The organism is Rhizobium sp. NFR12, assembly GCF_900108545.1.
Taxonomy (GTDB): Bacteria; Pseudomonadota; Alphaproteobacteria; order Rhizobiales; family Rhizobiaceae; genus Neorhizobium; species Neorhizobium soli.
This window is the reverse complement of record NZ_FNWM01000001.1, coordinates 526,102-548,935: the sequence shown is the minus strand read 5'-3', so window position 1 is coordinate 548,935 and position 22,834 is coordinate 526,102. Positions and strand designations below refer to the sequence as shown.

Sequence of the window (22,834 nt, the reverse complement as noted above, 5' to 3'; positions counted from 1 at the left end):
AGTTAACCGCCAGCGGTAACCTTATGCCGCGGGTGCAAAAAATAGCCCGTGAAGATATGGGGAAGCGCTCTTACCCAGCCGCGCTCAGTGACCGCGGCGCGTCGTTCTTGCGGCCCGATACGGCACGACTACCTGCCTTGCTGAGAGCAACGCCGTTGACGCGCAGACTCTCCAGCGCATCGACCGGCACCGGCGGCGAGAAGATGTAGCCCTGAACCAGGTCCGCAAAATTGTGCTTGCGCACGAGATCCAGCTGTTCCTGGGTTTCGACGCCTTCGAGAACGATGCGGAGATCGAGCTCGCGTGAAAGATGCACGATGCCGCTCAAAAGCTTCATGCGGCGCGGATCGGTACCGATGTCGCGCACGAAGGCGCGGTCGATCTTGACGATATCGATCGGCAGGGAATCCAGATAGCTGAGGCTCGAGAACCCGGTGCCGAAATCGTCGATTGCGATCGTCACGCCGTTGGCGCGCAACCGGCTGAGCGTCGCACTCACGGCGACAGGCTCCTCCATGAAGCAGCTTTCGGTTACTTCCAGATGCAGCCGTGCGGCAGGCAGACTGTAGCGCGCCAAAGTCTCGGCCACCATTGCCGTGATCGCACCGCCACGAAGATCCTTGACCGAGAGATTGACGGAGACCGCCATGCCGCCCGACCATTCGGCGCAGTCGGCGCATGCCTTGTCCAGCACGAACCGGGTGACGTCCGAAATCAGGCCCATGCTTTCGGCAAGCGGGATGAAGATGTTGGGGCCGATCCAGCCGCGCTCGGGATGCGACCATCTCACCAGTGCCTCGCAGCATTCCATCTCGGACCCGTCCGGCCGGTACATCGGCTGGTAGACGACGGACAGATGGCCGTTTTCGATGGCATGGCGCAGATCGGTCCGCAGACGCTGCTCGGCCACATACCGACCATCCATTTCCGGCCTGAAGGTTCTAACCGTGCCGTTGCCGGTCGACTTTGCCTCGTTGAGGGCAAGGTCCGCCTTGATCTGCCAGGATTCCATGTCGAAATCTTCAGCGGGCAGAATGACGCAACCGCTGTTGAGCGATACCGAAAGACTAAGCCCGTCGACCCGGTAATCCCCCTCGAATGTCCGATGAATCTCGCGGATACGCGCCTCGATCGCGCAAGAACCGTCTTTGCCGGTCACCAGCAGAACGAACTCGTCACCGACCAGCCGGCCGATCAGAACCTCGTCGCTCGCAAACGCCGCTGCCCGTTCGGCAATTGCTGCAAGGAGCTTGTCGCCCACCACGTGGCCGCGCATGTCGTTGACATGCTTGAACCCGTCGACATCAAGAATAGCAAGCCCGGCCCACATCTCCGGACCTGCATTTGCCAGCCGACGTTTGACCTGTTCGGTGAAATGTCCCCGTGTCGGCAGGCCGGTCAGCGTGTCGAAACGAACAAGGTGAAGGATTTTCTCTTCGGCAGCGACCCTTGCGCTGACATCCTCGAAGATCATCACGAGACCGCCCTCGGAACGGCGGCTGAGCGAGAATTCCAGATAGGTGTCGTCATTGAGACGCAGCAGCGTCTTGCCCGCCTGCCCTTCCAGTAGGCCGCCGATCTGCGTCAGGATCTCGTCCGGAAACGCGTTTTCGCGGTCGCGCAGGGCGGCAATGAAACTCGCGCCCATCAGGTCTTCGGCATCGCCCAGTCCCAGCAATTCGTGCGCGCGCCGGTTGACGACCTGCACCCGGCCATCGGCGTCCAGCATGATCAGCGCATGCGTCATGGTGCTGAGCGCACTGTCGAGCTGGTCGGCAACCGTCTTCATCTCGCGCGAAACGATGACGTTCTTGTAAAGAAATTCCCGCACCCCCGTCGCCATCGACTGGGTGGTCAACCCGAACGGCACGAGAAAGAGCGCCATCAGCGCAAGATTGATTTCGCCGGTCAGCACGCAGGCAATGATCAGCGGCAAGCAGCAGCCGGTCGTCTGCAGCGCAACCGCGCGAGCAGACCCGTAGTTGCGGCCGACGATCGACACCATCGACGCCATGGTGACCGCGATGCACATGAAGGCGGCCATCATGTCCCGCAGGACAAGAACCGCATAGGCGCTGCTGATACCAAGAAGGAAAGCAGTCGCCGCGGCGCCGTAGACGTAGCGTGTTTCCCAGCTTTCGATCTCGTCGCGGGAAAGAACCGCACGGTCGAGACTGTCGAAGCGGCGGAACGAGATGACCCGGAACGTGAAGACGGCCAAGAACACCGCAATCAGCATGATATAGAAGGTAGAGCCCGTCGTCGCAAAAATCACTGCGCACGACAGGATATGGACCACCATTCCAGTCCACAGCGTTCCACGATTTCTAAACAGCGATTCGACGAACGACAGATACACTTCTGTCGGCAGCGTTTGCGCTTCCGCATTCTTCATAGGGGCACATTCCCTTGCCATCAGACCGACAATGGAGAAAACGTTTTAAAAATTGATTGTTGTCGGAGTGCGACCCCTTGGATTGTGGGGGTTCGTCGAAAAGCGATCAATGAACGGTAACAGGGATTGCTAAAACTCTCCAAACTCAATTATGCGCTCTCGCGACCACCTTCGCAATAATATTTCGCGCAATGCCTGGAAACGGCATTTATGCGACCTATGGGGGTCTTTTCTTTTAATAAGCGTTCGTTTACATCGCCTCATTCGGGCAGAGGTAAAGACCTGCTGGGGAGCGAGTGAGTATGGCGGGCCTGTTGAAATTCAGCGCGTTAATTGACCGTGTCAGCGAAATCGTCGGAAAATTTGCGGGTTATCTCGTTCTGGCCTGCTGCCTGATCAGTGCCGGTAATGCCTGCATCCGCTATGCGTTCAACTACAGCTCGAATGGCTGGCTGGAAATCCAGTGGTATCTGTTCGCGTTTATCGTTCTCTTGGGCGCATCCCATACGCTTCGTCTCAACGAACACGTCCGCGTCGATCTGATCTACGGCGCCGTCTCGGATCGCAAGCGGTTGTGGATCGATGCGATCGGCCTGGTGATCTTTCTGATCCCGGCATGCCTCTTTCTGGCATGGCTGTCCTGGCCGTTCTTCTCCCTGTCTTTCATGCAAGGCGAAGTGTCTTCGAATGCCGGCGGCCTGATCCGCTGGCCCGTCAAATTCATCATCGTCTCGGGGTTCGTGCTCCTTGCCTTTCAGGGCCTGTCCGAGCTGATCAAGCGCATCGCCGGCCTCACAGGCACCCTCCAGGTCGACACGACCTACGAAAAGCCACTGCAATAAGACCGCGCCATTCCGGGGGGAAACCAAGCTCATGTTTGAATACGGCGTAATGCCACCGGCCATGTTTCTGGGCATGATCATTTTCATGCTCTACGGCTTTCCGGTCGCCTTTTCCCTTTCGGCGGTCGGGCTGTTTTTCGGCTTCCTCGGTATCTACACCGGTCATTTCGAATATGCGTTCATGCAGGCCCTGCCACTGCGCATTTTCGGCATCGTCTCCAACGACCTGCTTCTCGCCATTCCCTTCTTCACCTTCATGGGTGCCATTCTTGAACGCTGCGGGCTTGCCGAGGACCTGCTCGAAGGCACCGGAAAACTGTTCGGCGCCATTCCCGGCGGCCTTGCCTATGCGGTGATCATCGTCGGCGCGATTCTCGGCGCCATCACCGGCACGGTTGCCGCATCCGTCATCACGATGGGTGTGATTTCCCTGCCGATCATGCTGAAATACGGCTACAATCCGCGTCTCGCGACCGGCGTAATCGCAGCCTCCGGCACGATCACCCAAGTCATTCCGCCGTCGCTCGTCCTCATCGTTCTGGCCGATCAGCTCGGCCGTTCGGTCGGCGACATGTATCTCGGCGCCATCGGTCCTTCGATCCTGCAAGTCGTGATCTTCCTGCTGTTCATTCTCTTCACCTCGATCGTCCGCCCCCAGGATGTTCCGGCGCTGCCGCCGGAGGCCCGCGGCGAGCTCAATGCCGCGCTGGTGTTGAGAGTGCTGTGGGGCATGGTCCCTTCGGTCGTGCTGATCTTCCTTGTCCTCGGCACCCTGTTCATGGGACTTGCCACACCGACGGAAGCCGGCGCGCTCGGCGTCGTCGGCGCCATGGCGCTTGCTGCCATGCACCGCCGCCTGACCTGGGACCTCGTCAAGCAGGCCATGCATTCGACAATGACGATCACCTCGATGGTCGTCTTCATCCTGGTCGGCGCCACCTGCTTCAGCCTGGTCTTCCAGGGCATGAACGGCGGGCTTTGGATCGAATTCCTGCTGTCTCATATTCCGGGCGGCGCCCTCGGCTTCCTGATCTTCGTCAACATCTTCATTTTCTTCCTGGCGTTCTTCCTGGATTTCTTCGAGATCGCCTTTATCGTCCTGCCGATGCTGGCACCGGTCGCAACGGCGCTTGGCATCGACCTGATCTGGTTCGGCGTGCTGCTCTGCGTCAACATGCAGACCTCGTTCATGCACCCGCCATTCGGCTTCGCACTCTTCTACCTGCGCTCGATCGCGCCGAAGACTGTGAAGACGAAGGACATCTATCTCGGCGCCATTCCGTGGCTCGGGATGCAGCTGATCCTCGTCGCCATCATCATCTTCTGGCCGGAATCCGTCACCTACTGGCTGGACAAGGCTCCAGACGTCGATCTCAATACGATCAAGATCGAAATCCCCGGCTTCGGCAATGATAGCGGCAACAACCAGATGCCCAATTTTGGCCTGCCGCCGATGGATGGTGCGCCCGGCCAGGGCGGCGGCGCGCAACCTGCCCCCGGACTACCCGGCATGCCCAACTTCGGCGAGCCACCCAAGATCAACCCGTAACGGCTTCGTCTTGCCAGAAAACCGGTGCAGTAGTACATTGGAGTGGAGAGCAAAGCGCGAACTCTGCTCTCCGTTTGTTATCTGATGTAGAAAATGAACCGGACGGACACTGACCAGCCCGTCCGGTATTTCCTAACCAGCAACGTAATGCTCAGTGGAAACCATATCGCATCACCTCCTGTTCGACGGCAAGGCTTTTGCCTTAAGTCGGTGAAGCCCGTCTTCACCGATACTCCGGCTGGCCACGGAGTGCTCTGCTTTTGCCTTCGAACGCCACCATCATAGATACCAGCGTGTGATTGTCCAGCCGACACAACCGGGCATACGTGCAGCGCGTCTATTGCGTGAATCCAGTCCGGCGCCATCCCTCAGCTGCAAAAGAAAACCCCGGACCTTGCGATCCGGGGTACGTGTCTAAGCAACGCTGTAGACGTTCAGATCTTGCCGTTGCGCTGCTGGATCATCATGAACGTGTCGAACGTGTACTCCGAAAGCTGCATCCAGAGGTAACCTTCCTTCTTGAATGCGACCTGGTCGTCGTAGACCTTCTTGAAATCCGCGTTGGTTGCGGAAATACCCTTGTAGACGTCCATTGCCGCCGTGTAGCAGGCCTCGAGGATATCCTGGCTGAACGGCCGCAACGTCGTCCCCTGCGATACGATCTGCTTGATCGCCATCGGGTTCTTCAGATCGTATTTCGCCATCATGTTGGTATTGGCGAAAGCGCAGGCATCGGTCAGCGCCGACTGATAATGCTTTGGCAGGCTGTTCCACTTGTCGAGGTTGATGAAGGCATGGATTGTCGGGCCGCCTTCCCAGAAAGCCGGATAGTAGTAATACTTGGCCACCTTGTAGAAGCCGAGCTTGTGGTCGTCATAGGGACCGACCCACTCCGCCGCATCGATCGTGCCCTTTTCCAGCGCCGGATAGATATCGCCTCCGGCGATCTGCTGCGGTACGGCGCCGAGCTTTTCGAGCACCTTCCCGGCAATGCCGGCAATGCGCATCTTCACGCCCTTGAAGTCGTCGACGGTGTTGATTTCCTTGCGGAACCAGCCGCCCATCTGGGCCCCGGTATTGCCGGCGGGCATGCCGTAGATCTGATGCTTGGCATAGAACTCGTTCATCAGCGTATTGCCGTTGCCCTGGTAGAACCACGAGTTCGTCAGGCGCGCATTCATGCCGAAGGGGATCGCCGTGCCGATCGCAAAGGTCGGGTCCTTGCCGACAAAATAGTAGGAGCAGGTATGGCACATCTCGACCGTGCCAGCGGAGACCGCATCGGCCGCCTGCAGACCCGGGACGATCTCACCACCTGCAAACGGCTGGATCGTGAAATTGCCGTCGGTGGCGGCTGCAACATGCTTCGCGATATCGTCGGCGCCGCCATAAATCGTGTCCAGCGATTTCGGAAATGACGATGTCAGGCGCCAGTTGATCTTCGGGTTCTGCTGGGCAATGGCAGGTGTCGAAAGCGGAACAGCAAGCACTGTGGCTGCAGCGGCTCCCGCGCCGCCGACTGCCGTCTTTTTCAGGAATGAACGACGATCCATCAAAAATCCTCCCGGGTTGAACAGACCGCGAAGATGTCTCCTCCCATACCTCGCCAGTCCTAGATGAGGTAATCATGTTGCTTGAAAGCTTGCAAGCATACCATGTAACAATGACGGCGGGCCAAGGTTAAACCGCATTATACTTTCGTCTTCCGCGATCGTCGTGGTTCACGCTGCACGGCGTCGCCACGGCTTGACTTCACCCCGCCTCCGGCAGCAATACGGGATGAGAACCACTGCCCCGCCTGGAGATTGTTCATGCCCGTCTCGTGCCGCAAGCCCATCGTCGCCGTTCCCGCCGATCTCAGGCAATTCGAAGGCGCCCTCTGGCACGCCACACCCAACCAGTATGTCAATGCGGCGCTGAAAGTGGCGGACGTCATGAGCTTCATCGTTCCCGCCTTCGAAGAGGGCAACGATGTCGACACGATACTCGACCGGGTCGACGGCGTGCTGGTTTCCGGCGCCGTCAGCAACGTCCACCCGTCGCTCTACGGCCGCGAAGCGACCGAGGCAGACGGCCCCTTCGATCACGGCCGCGACGCCACCTCGCTGCCGATGATCCGCCGCGCGATCGAGCGCGGCATTCCGCTTCTCGCCATCTGCCGCGGCATCCAGGAACTGAACGTTGCGCTGGGCGGCACGCTGGCAAGCGAGATCCAGGATCAGCCGGGCAACTGGGACCACCGCAAGCCCGACGTGCCAGACCGCGACGCGATGTACGCGATCCGCCAGCCGGTCTTCGTCAAGGAAGGCTCCTGCATCGCGGATTTCCTCGGATTTGCCGGCGAAGTCCAGGTGAATTCGCTCCACCGCCAGGCGATTGCAAAGACCGCTCCCCGCCTGAAGGTGGAGGCGACGGCTGCAGACGGCACGATCGAGGCGGTGTCGGTGATCGACGCGAAGAATTTCGCCGTTGGCGTCCAGTGGCATCCGGAATACTGGGCCGAAACCGACGCACCGTCGGGCGCCCTGTTCCGGGCGTTCGGCGATGCGGCCCGCGCCTATGCGGCATCGACAAGCGGTGCGACCAGCCCACCGGTTGCCCGCACCGCGTGAATCAAACGCCCTCGCCGTGTTTGCCGGTTATCCCTTGACGGGGGTTTCCGGAACCGGCGTCAGCACGCGGCCGTCCTTGAACCAGCCGATCAGGTTGTCGACGACGAGATCGGCCATCGCATTGCGGGTCTGAACAGATGCGGAGGCGACATGCGGCAGAAGGCAGGTATTGTCGAGAGCGATCAGCTCCGCCGGCACGTTCGGCTCGTCGAAGAAGACGTCGAGGCCCGCTGCGGCAATCGTCTTGTCGCTGAGGGCGGCAATCATTGCTTCCTCGTCAACGCTCGATCCACGACCGACATTGATGAACACGCCATCCGGTCCAAGCGCTTCGAAGATCTCCGCATTGATGATCTTGAACGTATCCGGCGTCCCGGGCGCGATGCAGATGAGCGTATCGACGGCCTCAGCCATCTCCTTCAGCGACGGATAATAGATATAGCCGACATCCGAGCGTTGGCTGCGGCTGTAATATCCGATCGTCACCTTGAACGGTTCAAGCCGCTTTGCGATCTCGAGACCGATGCGGCCGAGGCCGAGAATGCCGATGCTGCGGCCCTTCAGTGAAAACGGCGACAGCGGAAACGGCCCTTCGCTCGCCCACCGGCCTTCGCGCAGATAGGTCTCCGCCTTCGGAAACTGCCGCAGCGTATTGAGAAGCAGCGCGATCGCTGTATCGGCCACTTCATCGTTCAGGACGTCAGGCGTGTTGGTGACGATGATGCCCCGTTCGGCCGCCGTCTTCGTATCGGTGCCGTCGTAACCGACACCGAAGCTGGAGATGACTTCGAGATTGGGAAACGCATCGATGATGGCAGCATCGCATTTGCCGGAAACCGCGATGCCACGCACGCGCGCCCTCGTCTCGGCGTCGACGGATGCCAGTTCGGCATGCGGAGCCGAGATGACCTCGAAACTGTCGTTCAGACGCTCCAGAACGCGCGGATGAATACGGCCCGGCACGAAGATGGTGGCAGGATTCTCAGACATGCAGCAACCTCTTTATGAAGAATAATCAGCGTGGACGAAAGACGCCGGTCGACTGGCGCAGACGCATTTCCGGCTTGATCAGATGGAGACCGTCAGGCTCATGGCTCCCGGCAAGACGATCGAGCAGTGCCCGCGCCGCTAAGCGCCCGACATCGGCCTGTCCGTTGGAAACGGTGGTCAGAGACGGCGTCGAGATCGAAGCTTGTTCCAGATCGTCATAGCCGGTGACGGAAATATCGACGCCCGGTGTCAACCCGGCCCGCGCGATGCCGTTCATCAGGCCGATCGCCACCAGATCGTTCCAGCAGACCGCAGCCGTCGGCTTTTGCGGCAGGGACAGGAAATGCACCGCCGCCTCGAACCCGCCCTGCATCGAACGGGGTCCCGGAATGCGCAGGTTCGGATCGACCTCGATATTGGCTTTCAGCAGCGCGTTGACGTAGCCCTGGTAACGGTCGCGACCGGTCGATGTCTGGTCGGTGCCGCCGATCATGGCGATCGCCCGGTGGCCCAGTCCGATCAGATGGTTGGTGGCCAGCGAAATGCCATAAGCATCGTCGCCGCGATAGGTCGGCAGGTCGAGGCCTTCCATCGAGCGGGCAACAAGAATGGCCGGCATCCCGTTTTCTTCGGCAAGCTTCATGTCCTCGATCGGCGTCCCGATCGCCGGCGACATGATCACGCCGTCGCCACCCAGCTGCAGCAGCGTCTCGATGAACGTGCGCTGCTTTTCGACCGAATCGTAATGGTTGGAGAGAATGAACGTATGCCGGCTGCGGTCGAGCTCGCTCTCGATGGCTTTCAGGATTTCACCGTAAAACGGGTTCATCACGTCATGCACGACGACACCGATAATGCCGGACCGCGAGGTGCGAAGGCTGGCGGCACGGCGATTGTAGATATAGCCAAGCGCCCGCGCTTGTTCCTTGATCTTCTCGCGGGTATCAGCGGCGACAAGCGGACTGTCCCGGAGAGCAAGCGAAATCGTAGCTGTAGAAAGACCGAGACTTTCGGCAATCGTCGACAGTTTGATTTTCTGCGCCATCTAGCCCCGCGTTCTCATGCAGCCTGCATTCTTACGCAGAGCACCCGAATTAAAGTTTAAATAAACAATTTAATTCCATGCGACAATCCTGTGACGGGATTTTTCGGACGAGCAGGTTGGCAAACGCAACCCTCAGTCGCGATCGCCCTCATCCGACTGAAGATTGTGCTCGACGGCTTTGAGAAGTTTGAGAAGGGTACGAACCTCCTTGTCCGAAAGACCTTTGACGGCCAGTTCGCCGCACTCGGCCACCGCGCGGCCGATCTGCTCGACGCTCTTCAGACCAGTCTCCGTCAGATGCACCTTGGTCAGGCGACCATCCGTTCCATCCGACCGGCGCTCCAGAAAACCCTGCGCTTCCATGCGTCCGATCGTGCGGGTCATGGTGGGAGCCTTGACGCCCATGCGGTTGGCAAGATGACCCGGCGTCATGCCGTCTTCCTCGGAAAGCGCCAGGATCACCCCGTCCTGCCCGGCATAAAGGCCGCTTTCGACCAGACTGCGGGACAACGCGGTGCGCATCGACCGGGCGGTCTGTGTAATGACAGGCGCAAGGTCGGTTGCGGAAAGACCAGCGCCGTCCTTCTTCTTGCCCGACTTGGATTTCTTGTCGCCTTTTTTCTTGCTCATAGGCTCCGCTCGTTTTGCGTCATGGAAGTCGGCGCTATAACTATACCACGCCACCCTTATCGAAACCCGGAATTGACCGCCAGATGCCGCATCCCTTGCCGCGCTATCATGACAACGATGTTACACCCCCGTCCACAGAAAGCGCTAAAAGAGCCGACTGGATTGCCGTTTTGCCGCTCGGCGCGCACGAACAGCACGGTCCGCATCTGCCTTTCGAGACCGATACGCTGATCGCACAAGGCCTTGTCGACCGCATCATCCCTGCCCTTCCGGCTGATCTTCCGGTCACCTTCCTGCCGGTGGAGCCGGTCGGCTACTCGATCGAGCACATGGATGTGAAAGGAACGAAGACGCTGGCCGCCGCCGAGGCGATCGACCGCTGGCTCGGGATCGCCGAGGATCTCCAAAAACGTGGCATCCGCAAACTTGTGATGCTCAACGCCCATGGCGGCAACGCGCCGCTGCTGACGATCGTCACGACCGAGGCCCGCGTCCGTTTCGGCATGCTGGCGGTCGCGACGAGCTGGACCCGCTTCGGCCAACCAGAAGGCTGGATTGCTCCGGAGGACAAGGCGATCGATATCCACGGCGGCGATATCGAGACCTCCGTCATGCTGGCGCTGTGGCCGGACCGGGTGAACATGGAGAGGGCCGAAAACTTCCCATCGCGCCAGACAGATTTCGCGAAAGACTTTCGCCACCTGCGCGCCTACGGCCCGCACGCGTTCGGGTGGAAAATGTCCGACCTCAACGCCAGGGGCGCCGCCGGAAATGCCACCGCCGCCACCGCAGAGCGGGGCGAGCAGCTGGTGAAGCACGCGGTGAACGGCATCATCGAGTTGCTACGGGATGTGGCACGGTTCGATGTTGACGCGTTGAAGTAGCGCTGAGCCGCATAATGTGCGAGACTTGCGCACACGAAGGTGGTGTCTCATGACCCTCAACATTAGCAGTGAAGAAGCTCAGGCACTTGCGAAAGAGCTCGCGCAGATAGATGGAACGACAATCACGCAAGCGGTGGTCACCGCACTGCGGGAAACCATCGACAAGCGCGCGCAGCAGGAGACGCCAGGCGAGACAGCCAGCCGCATCCTTGCAAAGCACGGGCTTTCCTTCAAACAGACTCGACCCGTGCCCCCAGCTTCCGCCTATCACGATCTCGACCACGACCTGGATTGATCGCACATGTTTGTCGATGCTTGTGCGATCGTATCGTTGATGGCTGGCGAAGATACCGCGGAAGCCTATGAAAGGGCGTTGGCAAAATCGACACTGCCATTCACGTCTCCTCTCGCTGCCTGGGAAGCAATTATCGTCCTTTCTCGGCCCGACCAGCTAGACTGCGCCTACGGCCAGGCAGAAAGCGCTGTCGTGGAATGGCTCGACGCGCGCGGCATTGACATCCGTGAAGCGGGCTCGCCCCGTGCGCTCTTAAGCTTTGCTGTCGCGGTGGCTCAGAAACATGGCATCGGTAAGCGGCACTTGAGCAACTTCGACTGTTTCCATTCCGCGCATGCGAAAGTGGCCGGCGAGCCGCTTCTCACGCTCGACCAGCTTCTTCGGCAAACCGACGCGTCGACATTGCCTTGATGTGATCATATAACATTCAAAACCCCTTTGAACTCGCGCGGCCTTGCCCTTATATGAGGCCAACACGCTTCCGCGCTCCCCCGAGCGCTCCAGAACCCTTAGAGGTTTCCCATGACTGAAAACACCGCTCCCGTCGCTGCAAAGCCAATTCCTGTGACCGTGCTGACCGGCTATCTCGGCGCCGGCAAGACGACCTTGCTCAACCGCATCCTGTCGGAGAGCCACGGCAAGAAATACGCCGTGATCGTCAACGAATTCGGCGAAATCGGCATCGACAACGATCTGATCGTCGAGTCCGACGAAGAGATCTACGAGATGAACAACGGCTGCGTCTGCTGCACGGTTCGTGGCGACCTGATCCGTGTCGTTGAGGGCCTCATGCGCCGCCCGGGCCGCTTTGACGGCATTATCGTCGAGACGACGGGTCTGGCTGATCCGGTTCCTGTTGCCCAGACCTTCTTCATGGACGACGATGTTCGCGCAAAGACCGAACTCGACGCCGTCATCGCTCTGGTCGACGCCAAGCATCTGCCGCTGCGCCTCAAGGATTCCCGCGAGGCCGAAGACCAGATCGCGTTTGCCGACGTCGTACTGATCAACAAGACCGATCTTGTGACCCCGGAAGAGCTCGCCATCGTCGAAGACGTCGTGCGCGCCATCAACCCGACTGCCCGCATCTACAACACCAGCCGCTCGGGCATCGATCTCGCCCGCGTGCTGGATCAGGGCGCCTTCAATCTGGAACGGGCGCTGGAAAACGATCCGCATTTCCTCGACCACGACCACGAAGACCATGTCTGCGGCCCCGATTGCGCTCACGACCACAGCCACGACCATCACGGGCATGACCATCACGCGCACGACCACGATCATCATGATCACGGGCATCATGATCACAAGCATCATGACCACGGCCATCATGCGCATCACGATGCGATGTCGCCGATCCATGATATCACGGTGAAGTCTGTCTCTCTGCGCGGCGGCGAGATGAACCCGGATCGCTTCTTCCCGTGGATCCAGAAGATTACCCAGGCGGAAGGCCCAAACATCCTGCGCCTCAAGGGAATCATCGCCTTCAAGGGCGACGAGGAACGCTATGTCATCCAAGGCGTCCACATGATCGTCGAAGGCGATCACCAGCGTCCGTGGAAGGATGGCGAAAAGCGTGAAAGCCGTCTCGTCTTCATCGGCCGCGAGCTCGATTTCGACAAGATCCAGAAGAGCTTCATGGCTTGCCAGGCTGAGGTTGCTGTCGCCTGATGCCAACCGTTGCACCTCTTGATATCGACGGTCATGTCGTCGCGGCTCACTTTCTCGGCGACATCCCGATCTTTGCCACCGCAGCCGGCACCATTCACCGCCTTGACGGCGGTGAGAAGGTAACGGACGCGCATCACGGCCTGTTGACCTGCATCCGCGACCCCTTCAGCGCCACGCTATTGAGTGGCGGCGAAGACGGCAGGGTACAGCGCATTTCCCATGATGGCACCGTCAGCACGATTTCGGAAACGCCGCGCAAGTGGATCTCCGTCGTCGCCGGTGGCCCTCAGGGTGCGGTCGCCTGGGCGCAAGGCAAGTCCAGTTTCGTCAAGCTCTCCGACGGCACTGTCAAGGAAGTGAAGGAAGAGCGCAGCGTCGAAGCGATCGCCTTCGCACCGAAGGGTCTGCGAATAGCCGCTGCGCGCTATAACGGCGTATCGCTGCATTGGGTCGGCACCAACAGTCCGATGCAGGATCTGGATTGGAAGGGCGCCCATACCGGCGTAACCTTCTCTCCGGACGGCCGTTTCCTCGTCACCATGATGCAGGAGAATGCCCTGCATGGCTGGAAGCTCGACAGCAAATCGGGCGAGAGCCGCCATATGCGCATGACCGGCTATCCGGCAAAGGTCAAATCTTTGTCCTGGTCGGTCAAGGGCAAATGGCTCGCCTCCTCCGGCGCACCCGCCGCGATCGTCTGGCCGTTTTCGGCCAAGGACGGCCCGATGGGCAAGGCACCGATGGAACTCGGCACGCGCGCCAACATCATGGTAACGCAGGTGGCGTTTCATCCGCTCGAGGAAGTGCTCGCCATAGGCTTTATCGACGGCATGGTCCTCGGCGTGCGTATCGCCGACGGCAAGGAAGCACTGCTGCGCCGGCCCGGAAAGGGCGGCATCACGGGCTTGAGCTGGAGTGCCAGCGGTAAGCTGCTCGCATTCTCCTCGGAAGCCGGCGACTGCGGCGTGATCGACATTTCCGGCTGAGTTGAAAGTCTGAATTCCCAATGAAACATGCGGGGCCTGCCCCGCATGCTCGTCCCTCACCGCTCGGCGCTTAAGCTGACGCGACGGCGCCGATAATCTCGGCGAGAAGGTCGTGCAACTGGTCGCGATAGCCGTTTCGGGCAGACGGACCGCTCTCCTTCGACGTCATCACCACGGTCATGTCGAGCGACGGAACCACGTAGACCATCTGCCCTCCATAACCCCAGCCGAACTTCACATCCTGCCCGCCCATCTCGCGCAGAAACCAGCCGTAGCCATAGCCGTCGCCGGAAAAGCGCGAGTTCGTGCGCTGGGTCCAGGACTGGTCAATCCAGTTCTGAGAGACCACCTGACGACCGCTCTTGGTTTTCCCGCCATTGCGATAGAGCTCCCCGAATGCCAGCAGGGACGCGGCCGTCATCGCCATCTGGTTGCCGCCGAGATAGATGCCCTGCGGATCGCGCTCCCAGGCCCCGATGCGAAACGCGTCGACGGGCTCCAGCCAGTCGCGCGCCAGCGCAAGCGTCGGCCGTTTGCCGACGCGGGTGAGGATGGCGGAAAGAAGATGCGTCGACGCCGTCGAATAGAGCATCTGACCGCCCGGCTCGCCATCGAACGGTTCCGACAGCGCGAACCGCACCCAGTTGGAACTGCCCACCCAGCGCCCGTAGTTCGGCCCCGACATGCGAGACAGACCCGCCTGCATGGAGAGAAGATTACCGATGGTGACCTCGGAGAGCCGCGGATCCGCATCGCGAGGCAGATCGGCGGTTAGGATCGAGGCAATCTTTTGGTCCGGCCCCGCAAGCAGCTTGCGATCGATCGCAATCCCGACAAGGCAGGAGATGATCGATTTCGACGCCGACTTGATGTTGGTCGAGGCGTTGAGGCCGCTGCCGTTGAACGCTTCCCTGGCAATCGTCTCGCCCTTGCGCGACACCATCACGACCTTCAACGGCTCGAGGTCAGCCGCCCGGCCGAGCACGGCCTTCAGCGTCTGCGGCGCCTGCGCCACGCCAGTCCCGCCGGTTTGCTGCGCGAAGGCCCGCATGGATGTGAGGACGAAGGGAGTGGCAAGAAGGGCTGTGCGGCGTGTGATCATGGATGCCAATCTAGGTCGAGACCAGCACGCGACTATGGCCGAGCCCAACGATTCACGCGAAGGTGACGGAGCGTAAGACCATTGCGTCAGCTCTCGCCCGTCGAAAACCAAAAACCCCGCCTCCTCTATGGGAAGACGGGGTCCTATGAATCTCTCAACTGCAGCAGCCGTTCAGGCGAGCTTGCGCCCACTCGCAACGATCATGCCGGCTGCACCTTCGAGCCAACCGGCTTTCAGCTCCAGCGCCAGGAAGCGCGCACGGTCGCAGGGGCCGGGCATCACCAGATGCTGGGTCTTGTCACCGAAGAAGCCGAAGCGCTCGTAATAGGCGGCGTCACCGACCAGAAGCACGGCGCCATGGCCACGATCATGCGCCTGGCCGATCGCCGCACGCATCAGAGCCGCACCGATGCCCTTGCCCTCATGCGACGAGCAGACGGCAAGCGGTCCAAGCAGAAGCGCGTCGATGGCGTTACCTTCTGGCGAAATGCCGGCCTCGATGTTCCACAGACGCACGGTGCCGATGACATGACCGTCCTCGTCGCGCGCAACCAGCGCCAGGCCTTCGGCCGGCACGCGGTTCTGGCGGATCTTTTCGGACGACTTCAAGCGTCGGTCGGCGCCCATGGCGCGATCGAGCAGAGTTTCACGAGCCACCACGTCGGCCGGAGTTTCGGCAGTGATGGTGAATGTGGACGCGGGCGCAAACAGCGCACGGACAGAATCAAGAACAGTGGCCATCTTGGCCTCCCGCACTTAAAACCGTTTCAAACGGTATCGGACGATCATTGTGAATTTGCGGCTCCCGTCTGGAGGTCGGGAACCGCGAAAGTAGAAAGGCTTGTAACGCCTTAGATGACGTAGGCCTTGAGCGGGTCGAAGCCGTTGAACGCAACCGCCGAATAGGTGGTCGTGTAGGCGCCGGTGCCCTCGATCAGAACTTCGTCGCCGATCGAAAGCGAGATCGGCAGCGGATACATGTTCTTCTCGTACATCACGTCGGCCGAATCGCAGGTCGGGCCGGCCAGAACGCAAGGCTCCATCGCGTCGCCGTCCCGCTCGGTGCGGATCGGGTAACGGATAGCCTCGTCCATGGTTTCGGCGAGACCACCGAACTTGCCGATGTCGAGGAAGACCCAACGGTGGTTGTCGTTGTCGGACTTCTTCGACACGAGAACGACTTCAGCCTTGATGACGCCTGCATTGCCGACCATGCCGCGACCCGGCTCGATGATCGTCTTCGGCAGGTTATTGCCGAAATGCTTGCGCAGCGAAGCAAAGATCGCCTGGCCGTATTCTTCTGCCTTCGGCACGTCGCGCAGATACTTGGTCGGGAAACCGCCGCCCATGTTGACCATCTGCAGAACGATGCCCTGCTTTGCCAGCTGGCTGAAAACGCGCTTGGCATCAGCCAGAGCCGCATCCCAGGCATCGACCTTCGTCATCTGTGAACCGACATGGAACGAGACGCCGTAGCTTTCGAGACCAAGCTGGTGTGCGTAGACGAGAACGTCGACGGCCATCTGCGGCACGCAGCCGAACTTGCGCGACAGCGGCCATTCGGCGCCTTCGCCATCGGTCAGCACGCGGCAGAACACCTTTGCACCGGGAGCTGCACGGGAAATCTTTTCGACTTCCTCATGGCTGTCGACGGCATAGAGGCCAACGCCGAGCGCGAACGCACGCGCAATGTCGCGTTCCTTCTTGATCGTGTTGCCGAACGAGATGCGCGATGCGTTTGCACCGGCATCGAGTGCCATCTGGATTTCGGCGACGGAGGCGCAGTCGAAGTTGGAGCCCATCGAAGCAAGAAGCTTGAGGATTGCCGGCTCGGGATTGGCCTTCACGGCGTAGTAGATCGCGCTGTCCGGCAGGGCATGACGGAAGGCGTTGAAATTGTCACGCACGACATCGAGATCGACCACGAGGTAGGGACCATCGGGACGCTGGGTCTTGATGAAGTCGAGGATGCGGGCAGTGGTCATGGTCAATCCCTTCCAAATCTCAAAGGCTCCGGCTTGCGAACCGGAGGACAAAGGACGGATGAACATGCGCCAGGATCCAGTCGGTGGAGACACCGGTTCCCTGACACGCTCAAACGCGCGGTAAGTGGATCAACGTTCTGCCAAGAACGAAAATCCGGCTTTGTCTGCCATGGATTGGAGGGAGGTCCCTACCGCACTTCCGGCAATGATGGTGTGCCTCTTCAGTAACCCCGGCTGTTGGAAAGCCGGGAGAGAACAAAAAGGCCCGCACCGTCGTTGCTTTAGATGTCCTCGCATTTCCCGGATGGCCGGAATAGCGACTGGAGGGGTTAGTTCCAGGTACCTTACCGATGACCTCACCAAATAGAGGGTCGGCGGACACCCACGGGCACGTGCGACTTTGGGCTGCACGGGAGATAAGAATATTCGCGGTCATAATCAAGCGGTATTTTGGGCCGGGGGGAAAATAATCAAAAGGCAGCCCCCGGTAGAATTTCCGCGAGGGCACGCGCACGATTCCACTGGTGGAGCAGGCCAGCGTTGGAGATACTGGATGCCGACGGTTGGGAAGCAGACCACACATGGATCACCGTCCTCAACGGTGATCTCGCCTGAAATTTGGGAGCAGCTTCTGGAGCTGAAAAGCCCCAAGGCCCAGGCTCGGCGGGCAGCCGCGATCGCAAGCCTTGGTCCGGAAGAGGAACGTGAGATCCTCGAATGGATGGAGAGGGTTGCGGATTGGAATGAGGACGAGACAGGCGGGACGCGGCAGGAATGAAACGAGGCGACATCGTCACCGTTTCCATCTCCGGCGACTACGGGATGCCGCGCCCGGCCATCGTGATCCAGACGAACGATTTGTCCGATACCTGGCCTTCGGTCGTCGTCTGCCCGATGACATCGACACGTCTTGATCTCGACTTCGGCATCCTTGTCGAACCCGATCCGGAAAATGGCCTGTGGCATCCGTCACAGCTCATGACGGACAAGTTCATTGGCGTCGCTTGCTTGAAAATTGGCAGCAGATTGGCGCCGTCAGCCAGAAAGACATGCGTCGGCTCAGCACAGCGCTTGTGTTTCTGCTTGCCCTGGCGGAGACAGAAGACTTCTGAGATCGGGAGCACCCTTCGCCCATGGACACACTCACCCGCATGCGCGCCTTCATCGACGTGGTCGAGGCCGAGGGCTTTTCGGCCGCCGCACGCCGCACCGGCCGTTCCAAGGCGCTGCTGTCGAAATATGTCCGCGAACTGGAAGACGATCTCGGCGCGCTTCTTCTCAACCGGACCACCCGCCAGTTCTCGATGACGGAGGCGGGCCATACCTATTATCGCACGGCTGCCGATATCCTGAAGGAGATCGACAATCTTGCCGACCTCGTGCGCGAGAACAATGCCGATCTCAAGGGCCGCCTGCGGATCTCCGTGCCGCGCACCTTCATCGATGCGGATGTCGGCCAGTCGTTCATCGATTTCGCCAAGGCGCATCCGGACGTCCAGTTGGAAATCGTCGCCGATGACCGGTTTGTCGACCTGATCGAGGAAAATTTCGATCTGGCGATCCGAATCACCCGCCTGGAGGATTCCGGCCTGATCGCCAAGAAGCTTGCCGATTTCCGGGTCCATGCGGTCGCAACGCCCGATGTCGTGGCGCAATACGGGCCCCTTACGCATCCGCAGCAGCTGAACAAGGTACCGTTCATTATCGACACCAATTCGCGCTGGCACAACAATATCCGCTTCGTCGATCCTGATGGCTCGATGATTTCAGTCGCGGTCTCGGGCCCGATCGAGGTCAACAGTCCGCAGGCAACCTTGCGCGCGGCCCGCGCCGGTCTCGGCGTCGCGATCATCCCCGACTTCGTCGCCATGGCCTCGATCCAGTCGGGCGAACTCGTCAATCTGTTCGACGAATACATCACCCGTGAACGCGGCATCTATGCGGTCTATCCGCATCGCCGTTACCTCCCGGCCAAGGTGAGAAGCTTCGTGGATTTCCTCGCCAACTGGTTCCGCCAGCCGCGCTGACCTGTAATGCTGTAACGCCGCAGTCGAAATTCCGTCCCATTTCGGGGCCAGACCACAGCTTGCGGACGAACGACACCCCTTTTGATTTGGCGCAGGTCCGGACGCAATGCCGCTGCGCAATATGCTGGACCTGCTCGGATATGCGAAACAGACTTGCGACAATTCTGACGGCAGCGGCCATGGCTGCACCCTTCGCCGTTCCAGCGCCGGCACTTGCGCATCCGCATATCTTTGCCGAGGCCCGGCTGGAGATTGTCGCAGGCGCCGATGGCACCGTGCAGGAACTGCGCAATGTCTGGCGCTTCGACGAGGTGTTCTCGTCGAGCGTCATCCTCGATTTCGACAAGAACGGCGATCTCAAGCTCGATCCGCATGAGCTGGCCGAACTCGGCGAAACCATCCGCACCTCGCTTGCCGATTACCATTACTTCTCGACCGTGACGCTGGACGGCGCCCAGATCGGCATTCAGAAACCGGAAGTCTTTCACACCACGATGCAGGACAAGCAGCTGATGCTGATCTTTGCGGTGAAGCCTGAAAAGCCGGTCCCGCTCAAGGGCAAGCTCACCTTCGGCATCTACGATCCCACCATGTACACGGCGATCGACTTCCCCACCGACAAGGATCTCGTGCTGAAGGGTGCCGCTTTCGAGAAGTGCCAGCACAAGGTCGTGCGGCCCGATCCAGACGATGTGATCTCGCAAAACAGCGCTTCGCTCACCGATGCCTTCTTCAACGATCCGACGGGGACCGACATGACCAAGCTCTTTGCCACCCGCATGGAAGTGACATGCTGAGGAAAGCGTCGACCAGCCTGCTGTTTGCCGCTCTCGCGGCGGCGCTGGTCGCCACCGCCGCGCACGCCCAGTCGCCGCTCGGCGTCGGTGCAGCGGAACCCTCTTTCTCGGTGGGCGGGCCGCTTGCCCCCTTCTTCCAGTGGATCAACGCCTACCAGCAGGGCTTCTACCGCTCTCTGACCGGCGCGCTGCGGGCGATGCGCGAGGATCCGTCTGCACTTGTCGGCCTGATCGGCCTGTCTTTTGCCTATGGCGTCTTCCACGCCGCCGGCCCCGGCCACGGCAAGGCGGTGATTTCCTCCTACATGATCGCCAACGAAGTCGAACTGCGCCGCGGCGTCACGATCTCCTTCATCTCCGCGCTTTTGCAGGGCCTGGTCGCGATCCTCGTGGTCGGCGCTGCCTTCGTCCTGCTCCGCGGCACCGGCATCACCATGACCCAGGCCACCTGGACCATGGAGGTTGCAAGCTTTGCCATGGTCTCCCTGTTTGGCGCCTGGCTGCTGGTCAAGAAGATCCGGGCACTCCGCATGCGGGTCGTGCGCGCTCCAGACCGCGGCCGCACGGCGGCAGCGGCGACTTCAGCCGGCGGATCGACCGCCATGCTGTTCGACGGCTCTTCCAACGGACGACGCGCGACCGGTCTCAATTTCCAGGCGGTCGAGATCGACGACCACGCATTTCAGGGAGACAGCGACACCTGCGAGGCCTGCGGCATCAGCCACATGCCTGACCCGTCGACGCTCGGCGCCCGCAACTTCAACCTCAAGGAAGCTTGGTCGGCGATCATTGCTGTCGGACTTCGCCCCTGCTCCGGCGCCATCCTCGTCATGAGCTTCTCGCTTCTGAATGGCCTCTATCTCGGCGGCGTGCTGTCTGTCCTCGCCATGTCGATCGGCACGGCGATCACGGTGACGATCCTCGCAACGCTAGCCGTCGGCGCCAAGGATATCGCGCTCAAGTTCGCAGGCCCCGGCTCGCGCAGCGGACGACGCATCGGCCATGCGATCGAGATCGGCGGCGCCCTGTTCATCTTGCTGATCGGCCTTTCCCTGCTCGGCGCCTCGCTGCAGGGCTGAACGCTCAACCCGGCTGCGGCATCGCCTTGATGAAATCGATGAAGGTGCGCAGCGGAGCCGGCACCAGCCGTCGCCCTGGATAGTAGAGAAACGGCCCTGAGAATGAGGGCCACCACGGCTCGAGCACCTGCTCCAGCGCACCACTGTCAAAATGCGGCTTCAGCCAGTCCTCGAACAGCGCGACGATACCGGTGCCGGCAATCGCCGCGTCCACACCGAGATCGGACCCGCCACCCGCCTGCACGATCAGCTGCGCCGGTGGATCCACCACCACCTCCTCGCCATCGCGTTCGAACTCCCAGGGCGTGACCGGACGGTCCCTGAACCGGCTCCGGATGCAGGAATGCGCCAAAAGATCCCGCGGATGGCCCGGTCGGCCCCGCGCGGCAAGATAGGCGGGAGACGCCGCCAATGCGAAACGCTGTACGCGCGGACCGATCGGCACGGCGATCATGTCCTGCTCCAGCCGTTCGTCATAGCGAATGCCGGCATCGCAGCCGGCAGCGATGATATCGACGAAGCTCTCGTCGGTCATGATGTCGAGACGGATGTCCGGATAGGCAGCCAGAAACGCCGGCACGATCTGCGGCAGGACGATCCGCGCCGCACTGGCCGGCACATTCAGCGTCAACAGTCCCGCCGGCCGCCCCCGAAACCCGGCAGCCATGTCGAGCGCCGCTTCCATTTCCGATAGCGCCGGTCCCAGCCGGTCGAGCAGTGCCCTGCCCGCTTCCGTCGGGGTGACGCTGCGGGTCGTGCGGTTGAGAAGCCGGACGCCGATCTTCTCTTCCAGACGCCGGACGGCGTCGCTCAATCCCGAAGCGCTGCCACCGGTCAGCCGGGCCGCATCGCGAAACCCTCTGGTCCTCGCTACCGCGACGAATGCCCCGAGATCACCAGCGTCGTATTTCATTGTCCGCCCTGTCGTACAGCCCGTCCGAATTGTAACCGATTATCGCGCGGCCTGGATAGCCCTATCTCTGCCTCATCCTACAGGGAGTAAAACCATGACCAATCTCGAAAAAGCCGGCACCTATAAACTCGGCGACCGACACGTAAAACGTCTCGGCTACGGCGCCATGCAGCTTGCCGGCAAGGGCGTGTTCGGCCCGCCGAAAGACCGCGCGGAAGCCGTTGCGGTGCTGCGCGAAGCGATCGAAGCCGGCGTCGACCATATCGACACCAGCGACTTCTACGGTCCGCATATTACGAACGAGATCATCCGCGAAGCGCTGCATCCCTATAGCGACGATCTCGTCATCGTCACCAAGGTCGGCGCCATCAGGGGCGACGACGCATCGTGGAACCCGGCCTTTTCGAAAAAAGCACTCACGAAGGCCGTCCACGATAACCTCAGGAACCTCGGTCTCGATGCGATGGAGGTGGTCAACCTACGCTCCATGCTGGATGTCCATGGCCCGGCCGAAGGCTCGCTCGAAGAACCGCTGACGATCCTTGCCGAACTCCAGCGCGAGGGCCTCATCAAGCATATCGGCCTGTCGAACGTGACGCGAAAGCAGGTTGAGGATGGCCGCAAGATCACCGAGATCGTCTGCGTCCAGAACCAGTACAATCTCGCGCACCGCGACGACGATGACCTCATCGATCATCTGGCGGCAGAAGGCACGGCCTACGTCCCCTTCTTCCCGCTCGGCGGCTTCTCGCCCCTGCAATCCTCGACGCTGTCGGATGTAGCAGCAAGGCTCGACGCAACGCCGATGCAGGTGGCACTGGCCTGGCTGCTGAAGCGCTCGCCCAACATCCTGCTGATCCCGGGCACGTCGTCGCGCGGACACCTGCGCGAAAACCTCGCCGTCGCCGATATCGAACTGTCGGCGGATGTGATGGCGGAGCTGGAAGCGATCGGCGCCAAGCCGGCCTGAGGTGAGCTGCTAGCTCACCACGGATATCTCATCCCTGTGGCAGACACAGGGATGAGGAC

Annotated in this window: 22 protein-coding genes and 1 pseudogene; 14 read left to right on the top strand and 9 right to left on the bottom strand. The window is 60.7% G+C overall.

What is annotated here, in order from left to right; genetic code table 11:
* Positions 1–70: 70 nt before the first annotated feature.
* Entirely contained in the window at positions 71–2,395 is a 2,325-nt protein-coding gene (locus BLW69_RS02585; protein WP_062461077.1) for a putative bifunctional diguanylate cyclase/phosphodiesterase, read from the bottom strand.
* Between the two features lie 302 nt (positions 2,396–2,697).
* Here BLW69_RS02585 and BLW69_RS02580 point away from each other — a divergent pair, with 302 nt between their 5' ends.
* Positions 2,698–3,237, top strand: coding sequence for a TRAP transporter small permease subunit (locus BLW69_RS02580; protein WP_062461080.1), 540 nt, complete (start codon positions 2,698–2,700; stop codon positions 3,235–3,237).
* 31 nt (positions 3,238–3,268) lie between these two features.
* Positions 3,269–4,786, top strand: coding sequence for a TRAP transporter large permease (locus tag BLW69_RS02575; RefSeq protein WP_062461083.1), 1,518 nt, complete (start codon positions 3,269–3,271; stop codon positions 4,784–4,786).
* A gap of 434 nt (positions 4,787–5,220) precedes the next feature.
* Here the strand turns inward: BLW69_RS02575 and BLW69_RS02570 are convergent, their stop codons facing one another.
* Complete coding sequence (locus BLW69_RS02570) at positions 5,221–6,339, bottom strand: TRAP transporter substrate-binding protein (RefSeq protein WP_062461086.1); 1,119 nt, start codon at positions 6,337–6,339, stop codon at positions 5,221–5,223.
* Positions 6,340–6,597: 258 nt separating this feature from the next.
* Between BLW69_RS02570 and BLW69_RS02565 the strand changes: the two genes are divergently transcribed.
* Positions 6,598–7,398 (top strand): gamma-glutamyl-gamma-aminobutyrate hydrolase family protein, encoded by an 801-nt coding sequence (locus tag BLW69_RS02565; protein ID WP_092659753.1) that lies wholly within the window; start codon positions 6,598–6,600, stop codon positions 7,396–7,398.
* A 27-nt stretch (positions 7,399–7,425) separates the two neighbouring features.
* On the opposite strand, the gene BLW69_RS02560 is transcribed toward BLW69_RS02565, so the two are convergent.
* The 3 genes from BLW69_RS02560 to BLW69_RS02550 all read right to left on the bottom strand — a co-directional run bounded on the left by BLW69_RS02560 (position 7,426) and on the right by BLW69_RS02550 (position 10,063).
* Positions 7,426–8,388 carry a 2-hydroxyacid dehydrogenase gene (locus tag BLW69_RS02560; protein ID WP_092659751.1) on the bottom strand — a complete coding sequence of 321 codons (963 nt, stop codon included), beginning with the start codon at positions 8,386–8,388 and terminating at the stop codon, positions 7,426–7,428.
* A 25-nt stretch (positions 8,389–8,413) separates the two neighbouring features.
* The gene (locus BLW69_RS02555) at positions 8,414–9,433 is read right to left on the bottom strand and encodes a LacI family DNA-binding transcriptional regulator (protein WP_062582147.1); all 1,020 of its coding nucleotides are present in this window, start codon (positions 9,431–9,433) and stop codon (positions 8,414–8,416) included.
* A gap of 132 nt (positions 9,434–9,565) precedes the next feature.
* Positions 9,566–10,063 carry a MarR family winged helix-turn-helix transcriptional regulator gene (locus BLW69_RS02550; protein ID WP_062461102.1) on the bottom strand — a complete coding sequence of 166 codons (498 nt, stop codon included), beginning with the start codon at positions 10,061–10,063 and terminating at the stop codon, positions 9,566–9,568.
* A gap of 83 nt (positions 10,064–10,146) precedes the next feature.
* Here BLW69_RS02550 and BLW69_RS02545 point away from each other — a divergent pair, with 83 nt between their 5' ends.
* From BLW69_RS02545 to BLW69_RS02525, 5 genes are all read left to right on the top strand, one after another.
* Positions 10,147–10,947, top strand: a complete 801-nt coding sequence (locus tag BLW69_RS02545; protein WP_092659749.1) for a creatininase family protein — start codon at positions 10,147–10,149, stop codon at positions 10,945–10,947.
* Between the two features lie 49 nt (positions 10,948–10,996).
* On the top strand, positions 10,997–11,242 hold the full coding sequence (locus tag BLW69_RS02540; RefSeq protein WP_062461108.1) for a type II toxin-antitoxin system VapB family antitoxin: 246 nt from the start codon (positions 10,997–10,999) through the stop codon (positions 11,240–11,242).
* Positions 11,243–11,248: 6 nt separating this feature from the next.
* The gene (locus BLW69_RS02535) at positions 11,249–11,653 is read left to right on the top strand and encodes a type II toxin-antitoxin system VapC family toxin (protein ID WP_092659747.1); all 405 of its coding nucleotides are present in this window, start codon (positions 11,249–11,251) and stop codon (positions 11,651–11,653) included.
* 111 nt (positions 11,654–11,764) lie between these two features.
* Positions 11,765–12,916, top strand: a complete 1,152-nt coding sequence (locus BLW69_RS02530; RefSeq protein WP_092659745.1) for a CobW family GTP-binding protein — start codon at positions 11,765–11,767, stop codon at positions 12,914–12,916.
* Positions 12,916–13,902 (top strand): WD40 repeat domain-containing protein, encoded by a 987-nt coding sequence (locus BLW69_RS02525; RefSeq protein ID WP_092659743.1) that lies wholly within the window; start codon positions 12,916–12,918, stop codon positions 13,900–13,902. Before BLW69_RS02530 ends, BLW69_RS02525 begins: the two co-directional genes overlap by 1 nt.
* Before the next feature lie 70 nt (positions 13,903–13,972).
* Here BLW69_RS02525 and BLW69_RS02520 read toward each other — a convergent pair whose 3' ends face one another.
* The 3 genes from BLW69_RS02520 to odc2 all read right to left on the bottom strand — a co-directional run bounded on the left by BLW69_RS02520 (position 13,973) and on the right by odc2 (position 16,989).
* Positions 13,973–15,004: a serine hydrolase domain-containing protein gene (locus BLW69_RS02520; RefSeq protein ID WP_092659741.1), complete on the bottom strand. Its 1,032-nt coding sequence runs from the start codon at positions 15,002–15,004 to the stop codon at positions 13,973–13,975.
* Between the two features lie 171 nt (positions 15,005–15,175).
* On the bottom strand, positions 15,176–15,745 hold the full coding sequence (locus BLW69_RS02515; RefSeq protein ID WP_092659739.1) for a GNAT family N-acetyltransferase: 570 nt from the start codon (positions 15,743–15,745) through the stop codon (positions 15,176–15,178).
* A gap of 110 nt (positions 15,746–15,855) precedes the next feature.
* Complete coding sequence (gene odc2 / locus BLW69_RS02510; RefSeq protein WP_062461910.1) at positions 15,856–16,989, bottom strand: ornithine/lysine decarboxylase; 1,134 nt, start codon at positions 16,987–16,989, stop codon at positions 15,856–15,858.
* 553 nt (positions 16,990–17,542) lie between these two features.
* On the opposite strand from odc2, the gene BLW69_RS02505 reads away from it, so the two are divergent.
* The 5 genes and pseudogenes from BLW69_RS02505 (at position 17,543) to BLW69_RS02485 (ending at position 20,892) form a co-directional block, all read left to right on the top strand.
* Complete coding sequence (locus tag BLW69_RS02505) at positions 17,543–17,767, top strand: hypothetical protein (protein WP_092659737.1); 225 nt, start codon at positions 17,543–17,545, stop codon at positions 17,765–17,767.
* A pseudogene (locus tag BLW69_RS22945) lies at positions 17,764–17,931 on the top strand (type II toxin-antitoxin system PemK/MazF family toxin); the annotation flags it as partial. The gene BLW69_RS02505 and the pseudogene BLW69_RS22945, both read left to right, overlap by 4 nt.
* A 191-nt stretch (positions 17,932–18,122) precedes the next feature.
* Entirely contained in the window at positions 18,123–19,016 is an 894-nt protein-coding gene (locus tag BLW69_RS02495) for a LysR family transcriptional regulator (RefSeq protein WP_062461123.1), read from the top strand.
* A gap of 140 nt (positions 19,017–19,156) precedes the next feature.
* Positions 19,157–19,813 carry a DUF1007 family protein gene (locus BLW69_RS02490; protein WP_092659733.1) on the top strand — a complete coding sequence of 219 codons (657 nt, stop codon included), beginning with the start codon at positions 19,157–19,159 and terminating at the stop codon, positions 19,811–19,813.
* Positions 19,807–20,892: a nickel/cobalt transporter gene (locus BLW69_RS02485; protein ID WP_092659731.1), complete on the top strand. Its 1,086-nt coding sequence runs from the start codon at positions 19,807–19,809 to the stop codon at positions 20,890–20,892. Before BLW69_RS02490 ends, BLW69_RS02485 begins: the two co-directional genes overlap by 7 nt.
* A gap of 4 nt (positions 20,893–20,896) precedes the next feature.
* On the opposite strand, the gene BLW69_RS02480 is transcribed toward BLW69_RS02485, so the two are convergent.
* Positions 20,897–21,805: a LysR family transcriptional regulator gene (locus tag BLW69_RS02480; protein WP_092659729.1), complete on the bottom strand. Its 909-nt coding sequence runs from the start codon at positions 21,803–21,805 to the stop codon at positions 20,897–20,899.
* Between the two features lie 94 nt (positions 21,806–21,899).
* On the opposite strand from BLW69_RS02480, the gene BLW69_RS02475 reads away from it, so the two are divergent.
* Positions 21,900–22,775 carry an aldo/keto reductase family oxidoreductase gene (locus BLW69_RS02475; protein ID WP_092659727.1) on the top strand — a complete coding sequence of 292 codons (876 nt, stop codon included), beginning with the start codon at positions 21,900–21,902 and terminating at the stop codon, positions 22,773–22,775.
* Positions 22,776–22,834 lie beyond the last annotated feature (59 nt).

What these genes read in the sequence shown, in the direction of transcription:
- BLW69_RS02570 (WP_062461086.1), bottom strand. Translation starts at nt 6,339, where the DNA reads ATGGATCGTCGTTCATTCCTGAAAAAGACGGCAGTCGGCGGCGCGGGA.
- BLW69_RS02475 (WP_092659727.1), top strand. Translation starts at nt 21,900, where the DNA reads ATGACCAATCTCGAAAAAGCCGGCACCTATAAACTCGGCGACCGACAC.
- BLW69_RS02535 (WP_092659747.1), top strand. Translation starts at nt 11,249, where the DNA reads ATGTTTGTCGATGCTTGTGCGATCGTATCGTTGATGGCTGGCGAAGAT.
- BLW69_RS02485 (WP_092659731.1), top strand. Translation starts at nt 19,807, where the DNA reads ATGCTGAGGAAAGCGTCGACCAGCCTGCTGTTTGCCGCTCTCGCGGCG.
- BLW69_RS02530 (WP_092659745.1), top strand. Translation starts at nt 11,765, where the DNA reads ATGACTGAAAACACCGCTCCCGTCGCTGCAAAGCCAATTCCTGTGACC.
- BLW69_RS02495 (WP_062461123.1), top strand. Translation starts at nt 18,123, where the DNA reads ATGGACACACTCACCCGCATGCGCGCCTTCATCGACGTGGTCGAGGCC.
- BLW69_RS02545 (WP_092659749.1), top strand. Translation starts at nt 10,147, where the DNA reads ATGCCGCATCCCTTGCCGCGCTATCATGACAACGATGTTACACCCCCG.
- BLW69_RS02550 (WP_062461102.1), bottom strand. Translation starts at nt 10,063, where the DNA reads ATGAGCAAGAAAAAAGGCGACAAGAAATCCAAGTCGGGCAAGAAGAAG.
- BLW69_RS02555 (WP_062582147.1), bottom strand. Translation starts at nt 9,433, where the DNA reads ATGGCGCAGAAAATCAAACTGTCGACGATTGCCGAAAGTCTCGGTCTT.
- BLW69_RS02540 (WP_062461108.1), top strand. Translation starts at nt 10,997, where the DNA reads ATGACCCTCAACATTAGCAGTGAAGAAGCTCAGGCACTTGCGAAAGAG.
- BLW69_RS02515 (WP_092659739.1), bottom strand. Translation starts at nt 15,745, where the DNA reads ATGGCCACTGTTCTTGATTCTGTCCGTGCGCTGTTTGCGCCCGCGTCC.
- BLW69_RS02490 (WP_092659733.1), top strand. Translation starts at nt 19,157, where the DNA reads ATGCGAAACAGACTTGCGACAATTCTGACGGCAGCGGCCATGGCTGCA.
- BLW69_RS02480 (WP_092659729.1), bottom strand. Translation starts at nt 21,805, where the DNA reads ATGAAATACGACGCTGGTGATCTCGGGGCATTCGTCGCGGTAGCGAGG.
- BLW69_RS02585 (WP_062461077.1), bottom strand. Translation starts at nt 2,395, where the DNA reads ATGAAGAATGCGGAAGCGCAAACGCTGCCGACAGAAGTGTATCTGTCG.
- odc2 (WP_062461910.1), bottom strand. Translation starts at nt 16,989, where the DNA reads ATGACCACTGCCCGCATCCTCGACTTCATCAAGACCCAGCGTCCCGAT.
- BLW69_RS02525 (WP_092659743.1), top strand. Translation starts at nt 12,916, where the DNA reads ATGCCAACCGTTGCACCTCTTGATATCGACGGTCATGTCGTCGCGGCT.
- BLW69_RS02520 (WP_092659741.1), bottom strand. Translation starts at nt 15,004, where the DNA reads ATGATCACACGCCGCACAGCCCTTCTTGCCACTCCCTTCGTCCTCACA.
- BLW69_RS02575 (WP_062461083.1), top strand. Translation starts at nt 3,269, where the DNA reads ATGTTTGAATACGGCGTAATGCCACCGGCCATGTTTCTGGGCATGATC.
- BLW69_RS02505 (WP_092659737.1), top strand. Translation starts at nt 17,543, where the DNA reads ATGCCGACGGTTGGGAAGCAGACCACACATGGATCACCGTCCTCAACG.
- BLW69_RS02565 (WP_092659753.1), top strand. Translation starts at nt 6,598, where the DNA reads ATGCCCGTCTCGTGCCGCAAGCCCATCGTCGCCGTTCCCGCCGATCTC.
- BLW69_RS02560 (WP_092659751.1), bottom strand. Translation starts at nt 8,388, where the DNA reads ATGTCTGAGAATCCTGCCACCATCTTCGTGCCGGGCCGTATTCATCCG.
- BLW69_RS02580 (WP_062461080.1), top strand. Translation starts at nt 2,698, where the DNA reads ATGGCGGGCCTGTTGAAATTCAGCGCGTTAATTGACCGTGTCAGCGAA.